Source organism: Allofrancisella guangzhouensis (assembly GCF_000815225.1).
Taxonomy (GTDB): Bacteria; Pseudomonadota; Gammaproteobacteria; order Francisellales; family Francisellaceae; genus Francisella; species Francisella guangzhouensis.
In genome coordinates this window covers 83,842-105,542 of record NZ_CP010427.1, presented here as the reverse complement: position 1 = coordinate 105,542, position 21,701 = coordinate 83,842, and the positions used below count along the sequence as shown (strand labels likewise).

The window sequence follows — 21,701 nt, the reverse complement described above, 5'->3', positions numbered from 1 at the left end:
AATTTATAGTTTTCTTTATTCTCTAATAATGTTAGAGTTACATATTAATATTAACTCTATAAATAATAATATAAATATGATGAAGAAACTCCTTACGCTCTGTGTACAAAAGAAAGCATCAGATTTGCATTTATCTTCTGGTTGTAAGGCTAAATACAGAATAGATGGTGATTTGATAGATATAGAGTCATCACCTATCCTTAATGACAAAATGGTTTCCCAGATGCTTTTAGAAATAATGACAGAGGATCAAAAAAATGAGTTAATAGAAACATACGAATGCGATTTTTCAATAGATGATAAAGAAAATGATGCTAGATTTAGAGTAAACGCTTTTTTTCATAATCGTGGTTATGGAGCAGTTTTACGTCGCTTAGAAAATACTATTCCTACACTTGACCAATTTGGAGCTCCAAAAGTGCTTAAAGAAGTTCAAGCAAAAAGAGGTGGCTTGATCTTAGTGACTGGACCTACTGGTTCTGGTAAAAGTAGTACATTAGCCGCATTAGTAAATGAAATAAATCACAAAGAAGACGCTCATATTCTGACTATTGAAGACCCAGTAGAATTTGTACATGTTAGTCAAAGAGCATTAATAAACCAACGTGAAGTAAAAAGAGATACGAAAAGCTTTAACTCTGCTTTAAAATCAGCTCTTAGAGAAGATCCTGATTGTATACTTGTGGGTGAGATGCGAGATCTAGAAACTATTCGTCTAGCTTTAGAAGCAGCAGAAACAGGGCATTTGGTTTTAGGTACTTTACATACTATGTCTGCAATAAAAACGGTAGATAGAGTTATATCAGTATTCCCACCAGCTGAGCAAGAGCTTGTTAGAAATATGTTGGCAGAATCTTTACAGATAGTTATTTCTCAAAGATTACTTAAACGTAAAGGTGGTGGTCGTGTAGCAGCTTATGAAGTTCTTATCTCGAATACAGGTATTAGAAATATGATCAAAGAAAATAAGCTTCCTCAGATCTACACAGCTCTACAGACTGGTACATCTAAGGGCATGTCGACTATGGAGCAGAATATTGAGAATCTCCTTAAAGCTGGAACAATTACATCAGAAGAAGCAGCTAAGTATATAATTGTAAGGTAAGCGCTATAAAAATATCGTTTAAAAAAGTGTCAGGTCAAATTAATAGCTGAGTTTTTCTTTGGTTTTACCTCTAAATACATAATAAGCATAGCTAGTATATAAAAGTAACAAAGGGATCATGATGGTTGCAGGTATTAAAGTGAATAATAGTGTTGTATTACTAGCTTGTGATTCTATATAAGTTATTTTATAAGGTATTATAAAAGGAAAGATAAGAGTAAGCATACTAGCATAGGTAAATACAAATATCGCAACTGTAATCCAATAAGGTAGAGCATGATATTTGCTATTGATATTTTTCAATAGAAAAATAAAACCAATAATTGTTAGTATAAAAAAAGTTATTAAAGCAGGGGTTTTATAAATGTTATCCAAAGGTAGTGAAGTATAAAAAGGGGTTGTTACCCCTATTAGTAACATTAAAATAATTAAACAAAAAGCTAGCCTTTTTGCTAGAAATTTTGCTTTTGCTAATAGTTCATCTTCCGTTTTTAAAATTAATCGTGTAGCACCTAAGAGCATATAGCCTACCATTAGTGTTAAGCCTGTAATGATCCTAAAGCTTATACCATTGGCGATAGTATTTTTTGGATAACCTACAATAAGATCTCCTACTATATACCCTTGTAGGAACGCAGCGACTAGAGATGAAATAAAAAATAAATAGTCCCAGTTTTTGATTCCTGCAGTTGAAGATTTTAATCTAAATTCAAAGCAGATACCTCTGAAAAGCAACATTACTACTAGAAGGGTTGCGGATAAATATATTTTTGGAAAGATATATGCAAAAGCAGTAGGGAACATACCATAGAAGCAAGCTAAGGAAAAAACTAGCCAAGTTTGATTACCATCCCAAGTTGGCAGTAATACACTTGTAGCGATATCTCTTTGCTTTTGTGATAAAAAAGGAAAAAGAGCTGCTATACCTAATGCAAAACCATCTAAGACCACGTATAGTAATAATCCAAAGGCGATTATAAATAACCAAATTAATCCTAAATCCATATTACTCCTCAGCTTTAATATTTTTTTCAACAGATTGGAAGTATGAGTAAGGCATACGTTCATTTCCAATGGTATTTGGTCCATTTTTAATTATCTTAAGTAGGTACTTAAAATAGAAATATCCAAATATAATAAAATAAACAGTAATTATAGATGCTAACGAGCTAAAAACTTGCCAAAAGTTAATATCACTTACAGAATATTGTGTTTTAAGAATGTCATAAACGATCCAAGGTTGTCTACCAAATTCAGCTGTAAACCATCCCGTAATGATAGCAACAAAGCCAAGAGGAGTTGACAGGGTACAAATGTTTAGGAACCATTTATTTTTATATATTTTTTGCTTGAATAACATAATAGAGCCAACTAAACCAATTAAAATCATAAGTAAGCCTATACCAACCATTATTCTAAAACTGTAGAATACAATAGCAACTAAAGGTCTGTCTTTTTTATCTACAGATTTTAATCCAAGCATTTCACCATTTAAGCTATGAGTATTTATTAGTGATGCTAATTTAGGAATTTCTATAGTGAATAGGTTTTTCTCTTGAGATTGACTTGGATAAGCAAATAACACAAGAGGCGCACCTTTTTGAGTATCCCAGATGCCTTCCATAGCAGCTGTTTTTAGTGGTTGGTGTTCGTGAACTTTAAGACCAACCTCATCACCCACAAAGAGTTGGCTTACGCTAAGGATTAAAATTGAAACCACAGAAAATCTAATGCAAGTTTTAGCAAATGAGTGAAATTTTTCTTTTAATATATAATAACAACCAACTCCTAGAATAACCACTAATGTACTTAAATATGATGCTAAAAGCATATGTATAAATCTAGGTATTACTGATGGGTTAAATATAACATGGTACCAACTATAAACATCAAATTCTCCATTTGCGTACTTAACTCCATCAGGTGTTTGCATCCATGAGTTAGCAGATAAAATCCAAAATGCTGATAGTGTGACTCCAATAAAAATTGTAAAGTTTGCTGCAAAGTGGAGATATTTATTTATTTTGTTCCATCCAAAAATCATTATACCTAAAGCTCCAGCTTCAATAAAAAAGGCCGTTAAAACTTCATAGGTAAATAGCGATCCCAATACCGGTCCAACCTTTTGAGCAAAGCCTGCCCAGTTGGCACCTAGCTGAAACTCCATAACAATTCCTGAAACAACTCCCATACCAAAGGTCAGAGCAAATATTTTTGTCCAGAATTTTACTATAGACAAGTATTTGTCATTATTTGTAATCAGCCACAAAGCTTCAAAAATCATTAAAAAAGTTGCTAAACCAATGCTAAAAGCAGGAAATAAAATATGGAAGCTAACTGTAAATGCAAATTGTACTCTTGATAGAATTTCGACCCAGTACATAAAAACCTCTTTATTTATTATTTTATTAAACTAATCTGGTTATTCAAGTTTTATAATTAGTTTTTTAGCTGGGAGAACGATCTTGAATAACTTTACATCATTAAGCTTGTCATATCTTAGAGGTATTCTCAATATTACTACGGTAAGATTAATAAAATGTAATGTTATTTAACATGTTTTTGTCAATATAATATAAAGCATAACAGCTAAATTAGAAAGATTTGGAGAAGTATTATGAGAATCTTAATCGCAGGAGGTTCAGGCTTTGTTGGTACAGAGTTATCTAAATACCTAAGTAGCACGCACGAGCTAACTCTTTTAACTAGAACAGAAAAACAAACTTTAGGTAATTATAAACATTTTATAACTTGGCAGCAATTGACAGAAAATAATATCATCAATTATGATATTGTTATAAATCTATGTGGATATAATATTGGACAAAAACGCTGGAGTAAAACAGTTAAAAAGAAAATAATATCAAGTCGTGTTGAGCCAACAAATAAACTTATAGAGTTAATAGGTAATAAAAATATTTGGTTAATAAATGCTAGTGCGATTGGTTATTATAATTTTTCTAAACTACCACAAGATGAAGATAGTCATGATAGGAGTTATGATAAGCTTAATTTTGGTCAAGAAGTTGTTGATCAGTGGGAAAAGTGCTTAGTTGATTCTCAATTACAAAGATATACTATTCTGCGCTTTGGGGTTGTTATTGGTAATGGAGGTGTGCTTGAGAAAATAGCACTGCCAGCTAAGTTTGGCTTTTTAACTATTTTTGGAGATGGTCATAACTACATGAGCTGGATAAGTGCTTATGATTTGTCTCGAGCGGTTGAGTTCATAATAGCTAATAAATTAGCTGCTAAAGAAGTTTTTAACCTAACCGCACCAAATGCATGTCAGCATAAGCTATTAGTTGAGCTTCTAAGAAAATATTTAGCTAAAAAGTATATTATCAAAATACCTACATCTATAGTAAAGATTATGTTTAGTCAAATGGGAGAGGAGTTGTTATTATCAAGCCAAAACATCAAACCTATGAAACTAAAGTCTTTAGGGTTTGTTTTTGAAGATCTAGAAATCGAAAAAGCTATAGAGAGATATGTTTAGTCTTCTAATTTGTAATCCATAGGGATTTTGACAGTAATAGTAATGCCTTTTTGATCAGTATTGTTTTTAACAAAAATCTTACCATTATGTAACCTAACAATCTCTGTAACGATAGCTAATCCCAAACCACTACCTTCTTCACCAGTGCCAACTTCTCGATAAAACCTGTCAAATATTCTATCGATATTCTCTGGAGGGACTCCTATGCCATTATCTTTAACTTCAACTATAATGTTAGAGTCTTTTTTAAAGGACCTTATTTCTACATGACCGCCATCTTTAGTATATTTTATGGCGTTTGATATCAGATTTTTAAATAGAATACCTAAAAGGTACTCATTACTGTAGCAGTAAAGTTTTTGTTCACAAGGGAAGAATGATATTTCAATATTTTTTTCTATAGCTTTTATTGCATTTTCAGCGATGAATGTTTCTAGAACTTTATTAACGAGTAGTTTTTTTGCAAATACTATTTGCTCGTCAGGTTGGATTCTATTTAGTATAAGCAGTTGATCTATTATGTGTGAGTATCTATCAGCAGAACTTCTGATTTTCTCTAGTTTCTGTTTAATTTCATTAATATCATCAGAAGATAAAGCTATTTCAACTAAGGTTTTGATACCTGAAATAGGGGTTTTAAGCTCATGAGCAGCGTCACCAGAGAATTTTTTCTCTCTTTCAAGAGTTTGGTGAAACTTTTCGATTAAAGAGTTTATCTGTTCTACTACAGATTTGATTTCATGAGGAACAATGTTTTCTTTAAGCTTCTCATTTTTACGAGGATTAATTTTTGAGACATTTTTATTTATGCGTTTTAATGGCTGTAAAGCTATGTGTAGTATATAGTAAGTAAAGATAATCAAAGCTATATAAGCGACAATAGATAACACTGTAAGTCTAAGAAATGCTTGTCGAGTTATTTGGTCTTTTACATGGTGGCTTGAAAAAATAGTAATAAAATACTTATTATCATCTGTTTCTAGAGTATAAGTATACCAATGATGGTTCTCGTTTTTATTTGTATATAGCCATTCATAACCCACGGTTAAGGAAATATCTCGGTAGCCTTTTTTAAAAACAGGAAGGTTATTTGTTTTTAAAATGACTTTTTTCTTATTACGGTCATAAATTGTAAATCCTATATTTTCGTTATAACTTTTAATATTCCCGAATGATTTAGATATGTCAGCTAAGACATTTTTAGAGTAATCATTTTGGTCACTTATCGGGTATTCCTGTAATATTGTTTCTATCATTTGAGCAGTGATTTTTAATTGATCATCAGAGAAAGCATCAGTTTGGTATTTGATCTGATAAAATCCAAGAATCGAAATAATTAGCATCAATAACATAAAAAAACTAGCAAAAGAGATTGCTAAAAAACTTAAAATTGAACTTTCTTTTTTATTATTTAAGGACATGATTCTAAATTTATACGTCGGAATTATTACATTATTATAAAGAATTTTAAATTTTATTATTACTTTTATAGTTGTTATAATCAATTATTATGATAATAAGATTATAAAATGGTGTTTTTGTATTAATCTAATGGGTCAAATAAATAAGCTAACAACAGAACATTTATACACTAAGTATTACGATTGTGCCACTTTATATTTTTATACTAAAGAAAATCTCGAGTTTGATTTACTAATAACTTGTCCACACGCTAAGTTAGGTACAGCCTTTATAGAATTTGATTACCCATCTATAGCAAAATTAGTTCAACTAAATGCACAAGATTTTGCTGATTTTATGTCAATTGAATATGATTTTGGAGCTCAGCCGCTTAGTCATGCTATTGCAGAGAGACTCTATAATAATTATGGATTAAATACTTTGGTATTAGAGCCTTCATTTCCTCGTTCAGTTTTAGATGCAAATAGACTTTACCCTAATTGTTTAAGGAATATTGTTGATTATAATAAGCATCTAGATATAAAGGATTCTCTAGTTAAACTACATAATGACTATATGGCTAAACTATGCCATGTAGTGGCTTTAGCAAAGAGTTATAATGCTTTATCAATAGAGTTACATACTATGTCAAGTTATTCTCCAAATGTAACAAAAGAGTACTATTCAGAAGCAGTAAAGGAAAATCCTGGTAATCTTCTGGAATATATAAATTTATATAGAAATAGTCATAAAAAAGGAATAAAAAGAGTAACCGAGCTTTTTACTGGTGATCCTGATAATGAAATTTTTGCATCTAAAGAGTTACTAGAGACTTTAACTTTAGAGTTACAAAATAAAGGTATAGTTGTAGAGTATGATAGACCTTATATCCTAGCAGAGCATTTAGTTGCACACTATCTTGTATGTGAACTTAACACAGTATGTGTAGACATACCAAAAGATTTACTATCAGTTACCACTACGGAAGATAATGATTACAATATTGCAAAATTAAAAGTAGACCAGAGTAAGTTGGCATTAATGGCAGAGCTTTTTGCTACTGCTGTTGTTAATGCTAATTCTTATAACTTATCACAACCAAAGAAGAGGTTCACTTATGGTAAATAAGACTACAAATAACATCTCTGAAAGAATCTGGGGGCAAAAAGCTATCCATATACCTAACACAACAGATATACATGGAGCAGATTTAGTAAGTTCTTTTGTGAATAGATATGTTACTCGTACTCTTTGTCTACTAGCAAAAGATCATAAGATAATTTTACCAAAAAGTATTGAGATAGAAGTTAAGCAAGTTGTAGAATATTTTACAGAGATAGGTTTAAGCTATATCAGTATGGATAATTTCATTTTTATAGATAAGGTTAAGGATTGTTATAGGTTATCTACTATAGTTATGAATTATGCCGAACAAATTCCGGAATTTAGTGATCCTAGCTATACTCATCTTGTACCATTTACCTCAGCTACAGCCATAGAGTTACTAGGTATAAAATACAATAAAAATTATGATCTGCCAGAATCTCTGTCACAATTTTTGAACGATAAGTCTTTTTTGCGCCAAATGCTAGAGCAAAAAGATATATTAGTACCTAGTGTAAATATAGTTTCAACAATAAGTGAGGACTATGTAAAGAAAGCTTTAGAAATATATCGTAAATATGAAAATGAAGGTATCTATGAATGTGCCGTAGTTATGCCTAGAGCGTGTTCTGGTTATGGTATACACCGTTTTGGGAGTGAAAAAGAACTAAGAGGTATCTTAAAATTAATGAGAAATGTAGAGATTTTTATGATAGATCCTTGGCTTGATAATATTGGCTCACCTGCATTTCAAGTTTGTATAGCAAGTAAAAAAGAAGATGACATATGTCTAGGACTTAGTGATCAAATGTTAGATGGGCAGACCCATTTAGGAAATAAATATAAATCAAAATTTAGTGATGAGCCAGCTGTTATAAAGATTTGTGATCAGATGACAGAAATACTTAGAGATATGGGGGTTAGAGGTATTGTAGGTGTTGATCTTTTAATTAGAAATATAGATGGCAAGATTATACCTTATGTTTTAGAAGTTAACGCCCGTCAAACTGGAGCAATATATGCTGGTTTTCTTGCCTATGAACTACGTGGTGGCGAGCATAAGCCTTGGATAGGACACAATAACGTTCTTGTGCCAAAAGGATCTACTATAAAAGATTACCATGGATACCTTAAGTCAAAAAAAGTTGATTATAAATATGGTAATAGTGAGGGTGTAGTAATAACGTGTATAGGTAATCTTGACCTTAATAATAAGATTATGATTCTAATTATGGCTGAAACAGAAGAAAGGTTGGAGGAGATTTTAGAAATAGCAACTTCTTATATATAGTCCTTTATTAAACCTAATTAATTATCTTATAATTAGATAATATCTTCTTTTGTAAGTGAGTTCTTAAATGAAAAAAATCCCTATAGGTGTTAGTAGTTGTTTAGTTGGTAATAATGTTCGTTATAATGGTGGTAACTGTCATAAAGCATACATCACAGGGGGGTATGCAAATTACTTTGATTACAAAGTGGTTTGTCCAGAGGTTGCTGCAGGTTTGGGAGTGCCAAGACCTACTTTATTTTTAGTTGAAGATACATCAAAGAATCTTTTAGCTATAAAAACTAGTAAGATACATGATGATATAACTGATGAAATTAATTCAGGGATTGAGAAAATAATCTCTAAATTAGGTATGGTCTATGGGTTTATTCTACGAGCAAAATCTCCAAGTTGTGGAGTTCAAACAGCAAGAGTTTTTGACGAACAGCACAATTATACAGGTGCTAAAGTTGATGGTGTATTTGTTAGAGCATTGCGAAAATATGACCCATTACTGCCTTTAGAAGACGATGGAAGGCTTACAGATAAAACGTTGCGGGATCATTTTCTGCGAAAGGTATTTTGTTACTATGATCTTAAAACTACTCTTATGGATTGTAAAAATATATCGCAAATAATGGAGTACCATTCAAAACATAAAGTGTTGCTGCGTTTGTATAATAATAAGTTAAAAAAAGAATTAGGCAATATGGTGGCAGATAACTCAAAAAACTCAGATCTACAGACACTTAAGGCTAAGTATATAGAGCTTTTCATGCAAGCTATAGATAAGCCTGTAGGGAGAGGAGCTCATCATATGGCTTTACAAAATGTTTTAAGAGAAATAAATAAGAGGGTTTCAAAGTCGCAACGCCAATATTTACAAGAGATTCTTAACAAGTATAAAGACAGTAAAGTGTCTTGGGATGTTCCAGTGGGTATTATTAAGATGTATTTATTGGAAGCTGAGTTACCTTACTTAAATAAACAAAGCTACTTGAATCCTTATCCTGACGACCTTATGACAATTTAAATTTTAATTCTCTTGGGTAGAAACATAGCTACTGGTAGACATGCTACTGTAGGTACTAAAATAGTGATAAAAGCATGTTGGTAGCTTGTAATATCATAAAGATTCGAGTCTGGTATCATAGAACCATGCTTTGATAGGATATAGCCTATTGCTGGTAATAGTATTATAGGTATAAGGTTATTAACTATATTTACACAAGCTGTGCTTGATCCAGAAGTTCCTGGCGGTGATATAATTTTAGCTATGGTAAAGGTTATTGCCTGGGGACCAATCATAGTGCCTAATAAAAAATATAAGAGTATAAAAGTATTTCTATCAAGAGGTATATACATTAATATACTTGTAAGAATGGCTAAACTTGAAAGACTAATAATAAGCATTAGTCTAAAACGGGTTGTATAAGCGGCAATTATTCCAAAGATGCCAAATCCGACAGCTGCGCCTATAAATAAAAAACTATTAATATGAGAAGCTGTAACTTCTGGTACACCTAATTTTGTTTGGATAAAACTAACTCCCCAGAGTGAACCTAAAACATTTATAGGCATAAACATAGTAGCTCCTACTGCACTAGCAATCCAGAATCTAATATTAGTTAAGATACTTAGTAATCTTAAAGTAGCTTGTTTGAAGCTACTTTCATTAATATGAGAAAATCTCTTTACATGTTTAGGATTATCTTTGATAAAAGCAATTATTAGTATAAAAAGCACTATACCAAGATAGGTAAATACATTATTACCTTGTTTCCAGCCTAAATTCTCTACTAAGGTTGATAATACAGTATCAGTTACTAAACCCCCTAAAATTCCTACAATGGTTGTAAAACTAATAAATGTTGAAAAAAATCTTTGAGGTAACCACATAGCAGCCATTTTAGCAGCACCAATAAATCCAAATGCTGAACCAACCCCCATTAGTATTCTACCTGTAAAAGCAACTTCATAATAGTTTGTGGCAGAAAATAAATAGTTACCTAATACACATAATCCAGTAGCCACACCTATAACAATCTTGCGATTATATTTATCTATTATTACGCCAGCTGGGATTTGCATTATAGTGTAAGAGATGAAATAGGCTGAAGATAACCAGCCTATTTTTGCGCTGTTGATATTAAAAGCATCTGCTAAACTGTGTGACATCACTCCAGGTGCAGCTCTAATGAAAAAGTCATAGCTATAGTTTAGAGTCGCAATCAGACAGATAATCCATGCTACAATCATTAAAAGCTTTCTGTTAGGTAGATGTGATTCAGTGCGCATAAAGATAAGTTATAAATTAAGGGACAACCACATATAGTAGCCCTTATTTTATAGATTAGCAACCTTTAGTTTTCCAAAAGTAAATTTTTAAGCTTATTTGAATTAATAAAAATTGCTATACCTAGAATTATTATACTAATTGCTATTAACTCAATATAAGTTAGTTTTTCACCGAAGAATATGTAGGAGCAAAGCATGCCTGATATTGGCACAATTAAAGATAAGGGGGCTATAGTAGCAGCAGGGTATTTTTTCATAAGATTATTCCAAATCCAGTATCCAAGTATGGTAGTTATATAAGCTTGAAAAACTACAGAAAACGTAGCACTGATATTAAGGTTAGTAAATATTTGTAAAAAAGGGCTTATTCCTTTTACACAAAGAGTCATTATAAAAATTGTTGGAAAAGAAAAAAGACTCGACCAGACTATGAAAGCTACCATGTTTTGCGGTTTTGTAATCTTTACAATTAAGTTACAAAAAGCCCATGAAAGCGCCGCTAGGAGCACTAAAAATATGCCTACAGATGTCGATTCTTCGCTAGAAAATATTATTATTATGCTTAATCCTAAGCATGACAATAGCATGCCTATAAAATGTACAAAATTGATTTTTTCTTTTATGAAAATAACACTAATAATTATAGTAAAGAAAGCACTAAACTGTAAGAAAACTGAAGATAAACCAGGAGTTAGGCCTTTATACATAGCAAAGTTAACAACCCACCATAACCCAGCACCAAAAAGTATACCATATAAGGCTATACTTAGGAGTGATACGTTTTTAGGCTTTTCCATAAAAAAGATAAAAGGAAAACAACAAAGCAAAAATCTTAAAAAAGTTAATATAAAAGGATCTAGTGATTGTAACCCAAGTTCAATTACAGAAAAGTTACAGCCCCACATTATAGTGACTAAAATACCAATTCCAATATCATAAGGTTTTTTCATTTACTTTATTATTAGTATCACTATTTAATGATTATATCATTTTCTTTTTTTAAATAAATATTTAATATTGTTTTTTGTTTATTGATTGTGTAATTTATATTTTATATAAATAAAAACTTCTGTGATTAAATATGATAGACATTAATAAGCATAGGTATAACTATTTTTACAACTATTATACAGTAGTTAGAAACTTAATCCCTTCTCATATTTGTGAAAGAATAGTTAGGCAGGTTGATCACGCTATTGAAAATGAGTTTGTAGACTTAGTGGACCATCAAGGTTTAGGTACAGATGCAGTTTCAGATTTAGGAGGAAGATATTTACATCATATTTTTAAAGGAGAGGATAGCTAGATTGTATTCTGAAAGTTTTAAAATAGTTGAAAGAGAGTTCCAGATGTAGTTTATTAGGTTTGAGAAGAACTTAAATAAACGAACAGGAACTAAAAATGGCACATAGACATTTAACTCTTTCAGATAGATATTATATAGAAAATTTACTTAAATTAGGATACTTAGAAGCAGCAATAGCTAATAAAATAGGATTTAGTAAAACAGCTGTTATAAATGAACTTAAAAGGAATAAAGTAGGTAAAAGTTATTCTGCAGAGATAGCCCATAAGTTGTATTGTAGTCGTAGAAAGTCAAATAATCATAAACTTACTAATGAAGTTAAAAAGCTGATAATAGCTTTACTCAAAAAGAAAATATCACCGGAGTTAATTTGTGGTAGATTAAAGCATGAAGGTATAGCTAAGCTAAGTTTTAAAGCTGTTTATAACTTTATACAAAGACATAACCTTAAACAGTTATTATTCTTCAAAGGTAGGCGTTACAAATACAAAAAAGAAGGCTCCTCAAATCAAGGTAAGATAAAGGATAGAGTCAACATATCACAAAGGCCTAAAGCAGCTAATGATAGAAAAGAGCTGTATCATTTTGAAGGTGATACTATAGTCGGTAAAGATCATAAAGGAGCTATTTTGACTATGGTAGATAGAGTTAGTAGATTCACAATTCTAGGCAAAGCTAAAGATAGAACAGCTAGTTCAATTAACCAAATTTTATACAGAGCATCAAATGGTAATAAAATTACCACAGCTACTTTTGATAATGGTAAAGAGTTTGCTAAACACAAAAATTTATCAAATAAAACTGGTATTAAAGTATTCTTTGCAGATGCATATAGTCCATGGCAAAGAGGTACAAATGAAAACATGAATAGGTATATCAGACAATTTATTCCTAAAGGTACTGATTTTAGTAATATCTCTCATCAGTATCTTAGAAAGTTGCAAATTGACTTGAATAATAGACCTAAAAAATGTTTAAATTATTTAACACCTAATGAGGTACATTTCGGAATCAGTATAAACATTGAGACTACAATCTAGCATATAAGAAAGTATACTCCAGAATTGGAAGCTATCTATCATTCTATATTACCTATCATTCAAATTGTAACATGTGCTGATGCTATAGTTTCTCCTTACCCTGTTTCAGATATAAATATAAAAGCATATCCTGCTGGAGGTGGCGCTTTAGGTTTACATTACGACACTAATGGAATCACAGTACTATTATCTCTTCTAGATAATACAGAAGCACCATTAAGAGCTAAAATCCCGAGATCTCACCCGAGCAGAAAGCAACCATGGTTAGAGGATGAGGAAATATATGCTAGTGCAGGTGATTTATTAATAATGCAGGGGAGAAAAATTTTACATGATAGTGCGCCAACAAGGACACAAAAGAAATATTCAGTTATATATAATTATTATGAAAGTCATGATGTTTATAGACATCATGACTTTGATCAGTTTGTTTACTACGGTAAAAAGCCTGAAAAACTAGAAGGATAGTAACCAGCGCAACTTTTTTATTATTCTTTAATCTAAGAATATGGAATGGTAAATTTTGGCGATTGTGATAGGATCTCTAAAGTTAAGCCAAGAAGTTTAATGCTGCTCATTAGATAGATTATCGATAATTTTTTGTTGCTCTTTTTCTTTTTTAACCGCAATAGTTTTATCTTCGGCTATATACATATACACCACAGGTAACACAAATAGCGAGAATATAGCTCCTATTACTAGTCCACTAGAGATAACGACACCGATACAATTTCTACTAATCGCACCAGCTCCTGAAGAGATTACAAGTGGTATAACACCTACAACCATAGCTGATACAGTCATAAGTATCGGTCTAAGGCGTTGAGAAGATGATTTAACAATAGCATCATATTTGCTAAGCCCATCTACTTTCTGCAAGTGGTTAGCAAACTCAACTACCATAATCCCCTGTTTTGAAATTAATCCTATAAGTGTTACCAAACCTAGCTGCGTATATATGTTTAACGAGGCCCAGCCAGCTCCTAAATATTGTCCTAAGTATAAAGGTATTAAGGCCCCAGATATAGCCATAGGTATAGTTACAAGGATTACTAAAGAGTCTCTAAAGCTCTCGAACTGAGCCGCTAAAGCTAAGAAAATAAGAATAATAGCAAAACCAAAAGCAATCATCATAGTATTACCATTTTCAATATATTGGCGAGCAGAACCTGAGAAGTTGTAAGAGAATCCTTCAGTAAGTTCGCTTTTTGCTAATTTCTCAACGTAGTCTATAGCTTGACCTTGGGTTACACCTGGTGACATAACAGCAGAAATCGTTGCAGAGTTAAGCTGTTGGAATGTATTTAATGTAAGAGGCTGGCCTTCTGTACGAAAACTAAGTATAGCTGACAATGGTAGCTCAGAGTTAAATAGATTATCAGTAGTATCTGAACGGATGTAAATATTGCCTAGTTGCTCCTCAGTGAGCATTTCATTACGAGCTAACTGGGGTATTACTTGGAAGCTGTAGCCTCTTAAGAAGAAGTAGTTTATATAGCCTCCAGCATATGAATATTGTAATGTTCTGGCAATGTCAGACATTGTAATGCCGAGCATACCAGCTTTTTCACGATTAATATCAATGTCTATAACGGGGTTGTCAAATTTAAGGTCACTTTGAGCAAATACAAACAAACCACTTTTCATCATTTTAGCTATTAGTTTGTTTGTCACTTCATTTATAGCTTCATAGTCATTGATACTTTGGATAACTAATGACATAGGGGCTCCACGAGGTATTCCGGGAAGAGATGGTGTTTGGTATGTATAAGTTTGGATACCTGGAAGTTCTGTAACTTCAGATTGAATTAAGTTTGCAACTTCACCTTGGGAAACAGAGCGATCATTCCATGGTTTCATTATAAAGCCACCAAATATTACGTTTGAGCCCATAACTCCATTTAATATGAAAACATTTTCTTTACCAGGAGTTTCATCTAAAACTTTTTCAAGAGGTTTGCTAAATGTTTCTAAATAGTTGATATTAGCTGATGAAGGAGTTGTGCCCATTATACCTAAAAAGCCTTGGTCTTCATTGGGTGCTAGCTCTGATTTAATATCTCTAATCATTATAAAACAGCTAGCAAGAACTATTACGCCAACTACAGCTATGGCTGGTTTAATTCCTAATACAAATTCTAAGAGAGCTTTATATTTGGCTGTTAGTTTACTGAAAAACTTATCTATGAAAACCACTAATTTTGAGTTCATCATCTCACGATTAAGAACTTTTGAGCACATCATAGGGGAAAGTGTATAAGCAACAAGGCCTGAGATTAGAACTGAACCAGCAAGAGAATAGGCAAACTCTGTAAATAGCTGACCTGTAAATCCACCCATCATGCCAATAGGGGCATATACAACTACTAAAGTTAGAGTCATTAGTACAACAGGGTTAGCTATCTCACGAGCTCCTTTGATAGCTGCAGCAAAAGGTTCCATACCCTCTTCAATATGTCTATAAATATTCTCAAGTACTACAATGGCATCATCTACTACTAAACCAATGGCGAGAATCATAGCTAATAGGGTGAGTAAGTTTATTGAAAATCCCATCATTTTCATTAAGAAAAAAGAGCCTATAATAGATAAGGGGATAGCAATAATCGGTACGATAATAGCTCTAAGTGACCCTAAAAATAAAAACATCACAATTGATACAATAATTACAGCTTCTATTAAAGTATGTATAACTTCATCAATTGAGCTTTCTATATAAAGAGTACTATTATATGCAATATCAACATCTAACCCATTTGGTAAGCTTGCTTTTATACTTGGCAGCTGATCGACAAGTTTGCTTACAACACTAAGGGGGTTTTCTTCTGGTGAGACTACAGCACCAGCTAAAACAGCATTTTTATTATCAAAAGTTACAGATGAGTCATAATCTTGTGCTCCAAGTTCCACTTTAGCGACATCCTCTAATCTAATTATCTGATCACCTGATTTCTTAACAATTAAGTTTTCATATTCTTGAGAAGATGACATACTCGTTTGAGGATTAAGAGTGTAATTAAGGTATGGTCCTTGAATTTGTCCACCAGCAGAAACTAAACTATTCGAACCAACCGCTGTTGCTAGTTCAGTTGGTGTTATCCCATATTCTGCCATACGTTCTTTGTTTGGGTATATACGCATAGCATAAGGTTTAAACCCCCAAATATTAACATCTGTTAAACCACCTTGAGCTAGTAGTTTAGGTTTTAGTTCTGAGTTTACATAAGCCGATATTTCAGAAGTATTCATAGACTTACTTGTAAAAGCAAGTATTAAAGAGGGAAAATTATCAGCAGGATTTAATTTAATCGAAGGAGAATAGGCATCCTGTGGTAGTCTATTTAATACAGCATTGACGTTCTGGACAACTTCAGATAGTACATCATTAGAATTATATCCAAGTTTAACATATACAGTAATAGTACTAGTGCCTAGAGCAGACTCAGAAGTCATATAGTCGATACCTTTTGAGGTACCAACAGATGATTCAAGAGGTCTAGTCACAAATGCTTGAATTGTAGATGGGTTAGCCCCTGGGTAGCTAGTGGATATGGTTATCGTAGCACTGTCTATATACGGATATTGTCTAATCTGCAATGTAAAAAAAGATCCGATTCCAACAACAATAATCATAAAGCTTATTGACAGTGATAAGACTGGTTTTCTGATGAAGATATCAATAAGTTTCATTACTGGATTCCTTCATCGTATATGTTATTGTCTATTTTCACATCATTATTTATTACAGCATTTGATCCTTTACGAACTTTATTCTGCCCAGAAGTAATTATAGTAGTACCAGCTTTAAGTCCAGATACTAGCGCTAGGTTATTTCTGGTCTCTAGAACTTGTACATTTTCTTGCCCTACCTTGTAGAGAGTTTTATCAGTATTTACAGTTTCCATACCACCCTTGGCAGTTGATGTGTAGGATGCTTTTTGAGTTTTACCGTCTTTGTCAATCGCAGGTTCTAAAGTATATACAGACTCTCCATATAAGCTATAAGAAATAGCATTTCGTGGTATAACTATAGAATCTTCTTTTGGTTGTAAGTTTACATGAACGGTTAAAAACATGCCTGGAAAAATTTTACGGTCAGGATTTTTGTAAGTAGCTTGGGTCATGATTGACCTATTTGATTTATTAATAAAGGAATTTATAGCGGTAATTTTTGCTTTAAAAGTTTCTCCTGGAAAAGAGTCTGAGTAGAAGCTTATTTCTTGACCAACACTAATTAGGCTAACTTTATTTTGAGGTACTGGGAAGGTGATAAATATGGGGTCTATTTTCGTCAATGTGGCCGCACTGTCACCATTGTTAAAATACTGACCTAAACTTATATTTCTAATACCTATTTTACCATCAAAAGGTGCTCTGACTTCTTTGAAGGCAATCTGGGATTCAATATTCTGTACTTGTGCTAGAGTGGATAAATAATCAGCATCAGCTTTATCAGCAGTTTCTTTAGATGTTGCTTTTTGTTCGGCTAGTTGGTCATATCTATCTTTAGTTAACTTAGCGAGTTTTAGCTTTGAGAGCGCTTCTTCTAAATTTGCTTTTAATTGGCTTGTGTCAAGCTTGAAAAGTAAGTCTCCTTTTTTCACTTCTTGGCCGCTTTTAAAGTGTATTTCATTGACAATACCACCTGATTGAGATGATATTTCAGTTGATTGGATGGCTTGTGCTTCACCAATAGTATTAATGATTTGTTTCCACTGTGTTTTTTTAACTACAGATGATGTTACAGCTACTGGTTGAGGTACATAGGACGCCATCCCATGTTTGATTAAACTTTGTACAAAGCTTGTAAAACCAAATATTCCACCGAATATTAAAGCTGCTCCAATTACTATAGCAATAGATGCAATTTTTTTATCTTTTAATTTCGAGAGTTGTTTCTTTATGAGATCTGATTGAAGTGTAAAATACATAATAGCAACTGAGATACCAAGTTTCCCTAAAATTAGCCAGGTAACAATTAAAGTTACTATAACAAAGGTTAAGTAATTTTTTTTATTGCCATGAATTTTTTGTTTTACATTGGACAGAGTTTTTTTGTAATCTAACATTTATTTTCTACCTTTTTAAAAAGAATTATAAAAAAAGAAATTGTATTTATAATTAGTAAACTTGTGAAGAACATTAAGCTATAAACTGCTAAGCTAATACCGGAAATTTCTTTAGAGGTATCAGAGCAACTTTCTATAGTGCCTGTAAAGACCTTTGTAGCTTGTATTATGAAGTTATTGCTTAATTCGCTACACGAACTATCGTACGAAGGGATATTTGTTGCAAAATATTGGATATATGTTTGGTCCGCAGCTAGATAAAGCCCTATAATAATAACTATAAAGATAATAATCCTAATTACCAGTGAAAAAATAGGTAATTTTCTTTTAATCCATCCAAGGGTACTAAAGACCGCTATCGCAGCTACGCTACATTGCTGTAGCAAACACATAGGACATGGTTTCCAATTCAGTACGAAAACTGAAAATGCTATGATTATGATAGCAACAGCACAAAGCAAAATATTAGTTGGAAATATTAAGTTACCAACTTTTCTCATTTTTAAATTCAATAGAACATATAGTTTACTAATTCAAACGTTAAGTTATTGTATCATAAAAAATATAGTTTTTTGACAATATCTAAATGTAGTTGGTGAACCTTTAGTTTGAGCTGACTCTTTGGTATTGTGCTTGCTAGGTTTTTAATATCCAATTTATTTATTTCTGAAACTAATTTACATATTTTTTTAATTTTATTGATTGGTTTATCTGTGTCTCTGGATTGCTTTAAGATTTTTGTTAAACGTAAATATGCTTTTATAGTTTTACTAAATAGACATTTATCTCGTAGTAGATTTGCATTTTTTAGAAGTGATAAAATTTTTTCATATGAGTTTTTTTCTTTAGGATCAAGTATGCTATGCATATAATTGACAGCGATCATTAATTTATATTGGTTATTTGTTAAAGATAACTCTTTTCTAATATTATTTAGCGAATTTCGATCTATGTTAAAGAAAGTTAAGGCTATTTTTGTATCATCAGTTGCTAACTTATATAATTTATTGTAAAAAAAATCTATGGGGGGTATTAAACCTAATTGTTTCTGAATGTCAGGAAAAAGTGGTTCTAAAGTTTTCAATTCATTTAAAGATTCAAAAAAAATACGAGGGTTTTTTAGTGATTTTATAAATTCCGCATATAGCCTAGCTTTTGCTATATGTTGAAGTTCATCAGTTTCTAGTATTTTATAGACCACTTTTTTTGTTTCATCTGCTATTTTAAAGTTAAATTCGCATAGTTGCGTTTTAAATCTAGCTATCCTAATAACTCTAAGAGGGTCTTCGCAGAAGGCTTCTGAGGTATGTCTGAGAATTCTATTTTTTATGTCTTGTTGCCCATTAAATGGGTCGATGATATTGTTGTTTTCATCCAATGCAACTGAGTTGATGGTTAGATCACGGCGTTTTAGATCCTCTGTTAGTGTTGTAGCTATAGAAAAATCTGGCTCAAAACCGTGGTATCCTTTAGAAACCTTACGTTCTGTCCTTGCTAGAGCATATTCATGTTTTGTTTTGGGGTCAATAAATACCGGAAAATTTGACAGAACCTTTTTAAATCCTAATTTTTGCATATGCTCTGGAGTAGCTCCTACAACTACCCAGTCTTTGTCTTTTGGAGTTAATCCAAGTAGCATGTCTCTAACAGCGCCGCCTACTAGATAGGTTTTCATGTTGATAAAGCTATGGTTATTTGTCTGTTTATGTTATCAGAAAAAAGTGTATAATGTTGGTTTATGTGATTAGTTTTTTTCGATACTCTAGTATCTTTTTAGCAGTTATATGGCAAATTTAATAGATAAAATAGATTTAAAAACAGATTCCTCTAACAACCTTTCTGGGAACATAAATAGAGAAAAAGTAACAGTACTTTATAAAAGATTGCTCAAGCAAGTAAGTCACTTATGGTATTTTTTAGCGCTTGCAGCTATTGGTAGCATCTTTTTTTCAGCAGCAGATGCATCAATGATTTATTTGATAAATCCAATTTTGAATTATGGTTTTGGGCCGGATGGAGACATTACTAAGCAAAGTGGTCAAATCCTAATGTTGATGGGATTAGGTATGGTGGGGTTATTAGGTTTAAGATCTTTAGGGTCTTTTATCTCACAATATTTTATAGGTTCTTTAGGGCAGAAGGTGGTTTATAGGTTTAGAAAAGAAATATATAAAAGGTTTATGAACCTTCCTGCAAGTTTCTTTGATAAGCATTCTATAGGGCAAATTATATCTAGATTATTATACAACGTTGATCAAGTGACAGAAGCAACTTCTACAGCAATTATTACTGTGGTTCAGGATGGTACTTTTGTAATAGGATTAATAATAGTAATGGTAGTTTCAAGTTGGCAATTATCTTTATTTTTAATCATAGTAGGGCCTTTTTTGGGTTTATTTATAGCTTTAATAAATAAAAAATTTAGGGCCTTAAGTAGGAATACCCAATCATCAATGGGGGATGTTACACACACTGCAGAAGAAACCCTTAGAAACTACAAAGAAATAAGAATTTTTGGGGCTGAGAAAAAACAAGAAAGCAAATTCTTCAAAAATTTAGATTATACATATTCACAGCAAATTAAAACAATTGCTTTAGACGCGCTGACTTCTCCGATTATACAAATTATAGCATCATTAGTTTTAGCTTTTTCTTTATTTACTATAGCAATTTTTGGTACTAATGAAAGTGGTGCTTCATGGCTAACAGCTGGATCATTTGCTTCGTTTTTTGCGGCAGCTGCAGCTATATTAAAACCTATTAAAAACTTAACCAAAGTAAACGTTGTTATTCAAAAAGCTGTAGCAGCAACAGAAGATATTTTCTACATACTCGATTACCCAGGAGAGAAAGAAACGGGAAGTAAAGAATTAGCTCAAGTTAAAGGTAACATTAGCGTTAAAAACTTAAGCTTCTCATTTGGCGAGCAAAAAGTTTTAGATGGTGTAAGTGTTGATATTAAAGCAGGTGAGACAGTAGCTTTTGTTGGTAGATCTGGCAGTGGAAAAACGACACTTACTAGTGTTATATCAAGGTTTTATGCTCAACATGAGGGAGTAGTCTATATTGATGGTGTTGATAGTCGTGATTTAACATTAAAAAATCTACGTTCTCATTTATCGATGGTTTCACAAAACGTACATCTATTTGATGACACTGTTTATAATAATGTAGCATTTGGTACAGATAGAGATGTGACAGAGCAAGAAGTTATAGAGGCTTTAAAAAGAGCTAATGCTTATGAATTTGTTGAAACTTTACCAGAGGGTATATATACAGGGATAGGTAATAATGGCTCTAAACTTTCCGGAGGTCAGCGTCAGAGAATATCTATAGCTAGGGCATTATTAAAGGATGCTCCGATACTTATATTTGATGAAGCAACAAGTGCTTTGGATAATGAGTCTGAAAGGGTTGTCCAGCAGGCGCTTGAAAATCTAACAACATCACGTACTACTATAGTAATAGCACACAGGTTAAGTACAGTCGAAAATGCTGATAAAATTGTAGTTATGGATGGTGGCAAAATTGTTGAGAGTGGCAAGCATCAAGAACTTTTAGAGAATAATGGATTGTATAGTAAATTGTATCAATCAGGTCTTGAGTAGA

Annotated in this window: 18 protein-coding genes; 9 read left to right on the top strand and 9 right to left on the bottom strand. The window is 32.2% G+C overall.

Annotation, left to right across the window (positions count from 1 at the left end):
• Window positions 1–76: 76 nt before the first annotated feature.
• Window positions 77–1,105 carry a type IV pilus twitching motility protein PilT gene (locus SD28_RS00500; RefSeq protein ID WP_039125661.1) on the top strand — a complete coding sequence of 343 codons (1,029 nt, stop codon included), beginning with the start codon at window positions 77–79 and terminating at the stop codon, window positions 1,103–1,105.
• Window positions 1,106–1,144: 39 nt separating this feature from the next.
• On the opposite strand, the gene SD28_RS00495 is transcribed toward SD28_RS00500, so the two are convergent.
• Window positions 1,145–2,110: a cytochrome d ubiquinol oxidase subunit II gene (locus tag SD28_RS00495; protein ID WP_039123038.1), complete on the bottom strand. Its 966-nt coding sequence runs from the start codon at window positions 2,108–2,110 to the stop codon at window positions 1,145–1,147.
• 1 nt (window position 2,111) lies between these two features.
• Window positions 2,112–3,488 carry a cytochrome ubiquinol oxidase subunit I gene (locus tag SD28_RS00490; RefSeq protein ID WP_039123037.1) on the bottom strand — a complete coding sequence of 459 codons (1,377 nt, stop codon included), beginning with the start codon at window positions 3,486–3,488 and terminating at the stop codon, window positions 2,112–2,114.
• Window positions 3,489–3,722: 234 nt separating this feature from the next.
• On the opposite strand from SD28_RS00490, the gene SD28_RS00485 reads away from it, so the two are divergent.
• Window positions 3,723–4,604, top strand: a complete 882-nt coding sequence (locus SD28_RS00485; RefSeq protein ID WP_039123035.1) for a TIGR01777 family oxidoreductase — start codon at window positions 3,723–3,725, stop codon at window positions 4,602–4,604.
• On the opposite strand, the gene SD28_RS00480 is transcribed toward SD28_RS00485, so the two are convergent.
• The gene (locus tag SD28_RS00480) at window positions 4,601–6,025 is read right to left on the bottom strand and encodes a sensor histidine kinase (RefSeq protein ID WP_039123033.1); all 1,425 of its coding nucleotides are present in this window, start codon (window positions 6,023–6,025) and stop codon (window positions 4,601–4,603) included. The genes SD28_RS00485 and SD28_RS00480 overlap by 4 nt on opposite strands.
• A gap of 130 nt (window positions 6,026–6,155) precedes the next feature.
• Here SD28_RS00480 and SD28_RS00475 point away from each other — a divergent pair, with 130 nt between their 5' ends.
• The 3 genes from SD28_RS00475 (at window position 6,156) to SD28_RS00465 (ending at window position 9,412) form a co-directional block, all read left to right on the top strand.
• Window positions 6,156–7,133 carry a hypothetical protein gene (locus SD28_RS00475; RefSeq protein ID WP_039123031.1) on the top strand — a complete coding sequence of 326 codons (978 nt, stop codon included), beginning with the start codon at window positions 6,156–6,158 and terminating at the stop codon, window positions 7,131–7,133.
• The gene (locus SD28_RS00470; RefSeq protein WP_039123028.1) at window positions 7,123–8,400 is read left to right on the top strand and encodes an ATP-grasp domain-containing protein; all 1,278 of its coding nucleotides are present in this window, start codon (window positions 7,123–7,125) and stop codon (window positions 8,398–8,400) included. The genes SD28_RS00475 and SD28_RS00470 overlap by 11 nt, the downstream gene beginning before the upstream one ends.
• Window positions 8,401–8,467: 67 nt before the next feature.
• Complete coding sequence (locus SD28_RS00465) at window positions 8,468–9,412, top strand: YbgA family protein (RefSeq protein WP_039123026.1); 945 nt, start codon at window positions 8,468–8,470, stop codon at window positions 9,410–9,412.
• On the opposite strand, the gene SD28_RS00460 is transcribed toward SD28_RS00465, so the two are convergent.
• Window positions 9,409–10,677, bottom strand: a complete 1,269-nt coding sequence (locus SD28_RS00460) for an MFS transporter (RefSeq protein WP_039123024.1) — start codon at window positions 10,675–10,677, stop codon at window positions 9,409–9,411. The two genes, SD28_RS00465 and SD28_RS00460, sit on opposite strands and share 4 nt — an antisense overlap.
• 65 nt (window positions 10,678–10,742) lie before the next feature.
• A complete protein-coding gene (locus tag SD28_RS00455; RefSeq protein ID WP_039123022.1) occupies window positions 10,743–11,627 on the bottom strand; it encodes an EamA family transporter in 885 nt (294 codons plus the stop codon).
• 131 nt (window positions 11,628–11,758) lie between these two features.
• On the opposite strand from SD28_RS00455, the gene SD28_RS00450 reads away from it, so the two are divergent.
• The 3 genes from SD28_RS00450 (at window position 11,759) to SD28_RS00440 (ending at window position 13,491) form a co-directional block, all read left to right on the top strand.
• Window positions 11,759–11,983 (top strand): hypothetical protein, encoded by a 225-nt coding sequence (locus SD28_RS00450; RefSeq protein ID WP_039123020.1) that lies wholly within the window; start codon window positions 11,759–11,761, stop codon window positions 11,981–11,983.
• Window positions 11,984–12,078: 95 nt separating this feature from the next.
• On the top strand, window positions 12,079–13,023 hold the full coding sequence (locus tag SD28_RS00445) for an IS30 family transposase (RefSeq protein ID WP_039124962.1): 945 nt from the start codon (window positions 12,079–12,081) through the stop codon (window positions 13,021–13,023).
• A gap of 24 nt (window positions 13,024–13,047) precedes the next feature.
• Complete coding sequence (locus tag SD28_RS00440) at window positions 13,048–13,491, top strand: hypothetical protein (RefSeq protein ID WP_039123018.1); 444 nt, start codon at window positions 13,048–13,050, stop codon at window positions 13,489–13,491.
• A gap of 96 nt (window positions 13,492–13,587) precedes the next feature.
• On the opposite strand, the gene SD28_RS00435 is transcribed toward SD28_RS00440, so the two are convergent.
• Genes SD28_RS00435 through SD28_RS00420 form a run of 4 tightly spaced genes read right to left on the bottom strand, consistent with a single transcriptional unit; the run spans window position 13,588 to window position 19,767 of the window.
• Window positions 13,588–16,713, bottom strand: a complete 3,126-nt coding sequence (locus SD28_RS00435; protein ID WP_039123016.1) for an efflux RND transporter permease subunit — start codon at window positions 16,711–16,713, stop codon at window positions 13,588–13,590.
• Window positions 16,713–18,092: an efflux RND transporter periplasmic adaptor subunit gene (locus tag SD28_RS00430; RefSeq protein WP_039123015.1), complete on the bottom strand. Its 1,380-nt coding sequence runs from the start codon at window positions 18,090–18,092 to the stop codon at window positions 16,713–16,715. Before SD28_RS00430 ends, SD28_RS00435 begins: the two co-directional genes overlap by 1 nt.
• Entirely contained in the window at window positions 18,086–18,592 is a 507-nt protein-coding gene (locus tag SD28_RS00425; RefSeq protein WP_039123014.1) for a disulfide bond formation protein B, read from the bottom strand. Before SD28_RS00425 ends, SD28_RS00430 begins: the two co-directional genes overlap by 7 nt.
• A 53-nt stretch (window positions 18,593–18,645) precedes the next feature.
• On the bottom strand, window positions 18,646–19,767 hold the full coding sequence (locus tag SD28_RS00420) for a tRNA CCA-pyrophosphorylase (RefSeq protein WP_039123012.1): 1,122 nt from the start codon (window positions 19,765–19,767) through the stop codon (window positions 18,646–18,648).
• 109 nt (window positions 19,768–19,876) lie between these two features.
• Between SD28_RS00420 and msbA the strand changes: the two genes are divergently transcribed.
• Window positions 19,877–21,700, top strand: a complete 1,824-nt coding sequence (msbA, locus tag SD28_RS00415; protein ID WP_039123009.1) for a lipid A export permease/ATP-binding protein MsbA — start codon at window positions 19,877–19,879, stop codon at window positions 21,698–21,700.
• The last annotated feature ends 1 nt before the right edge of the window (window position 21,701 follow it).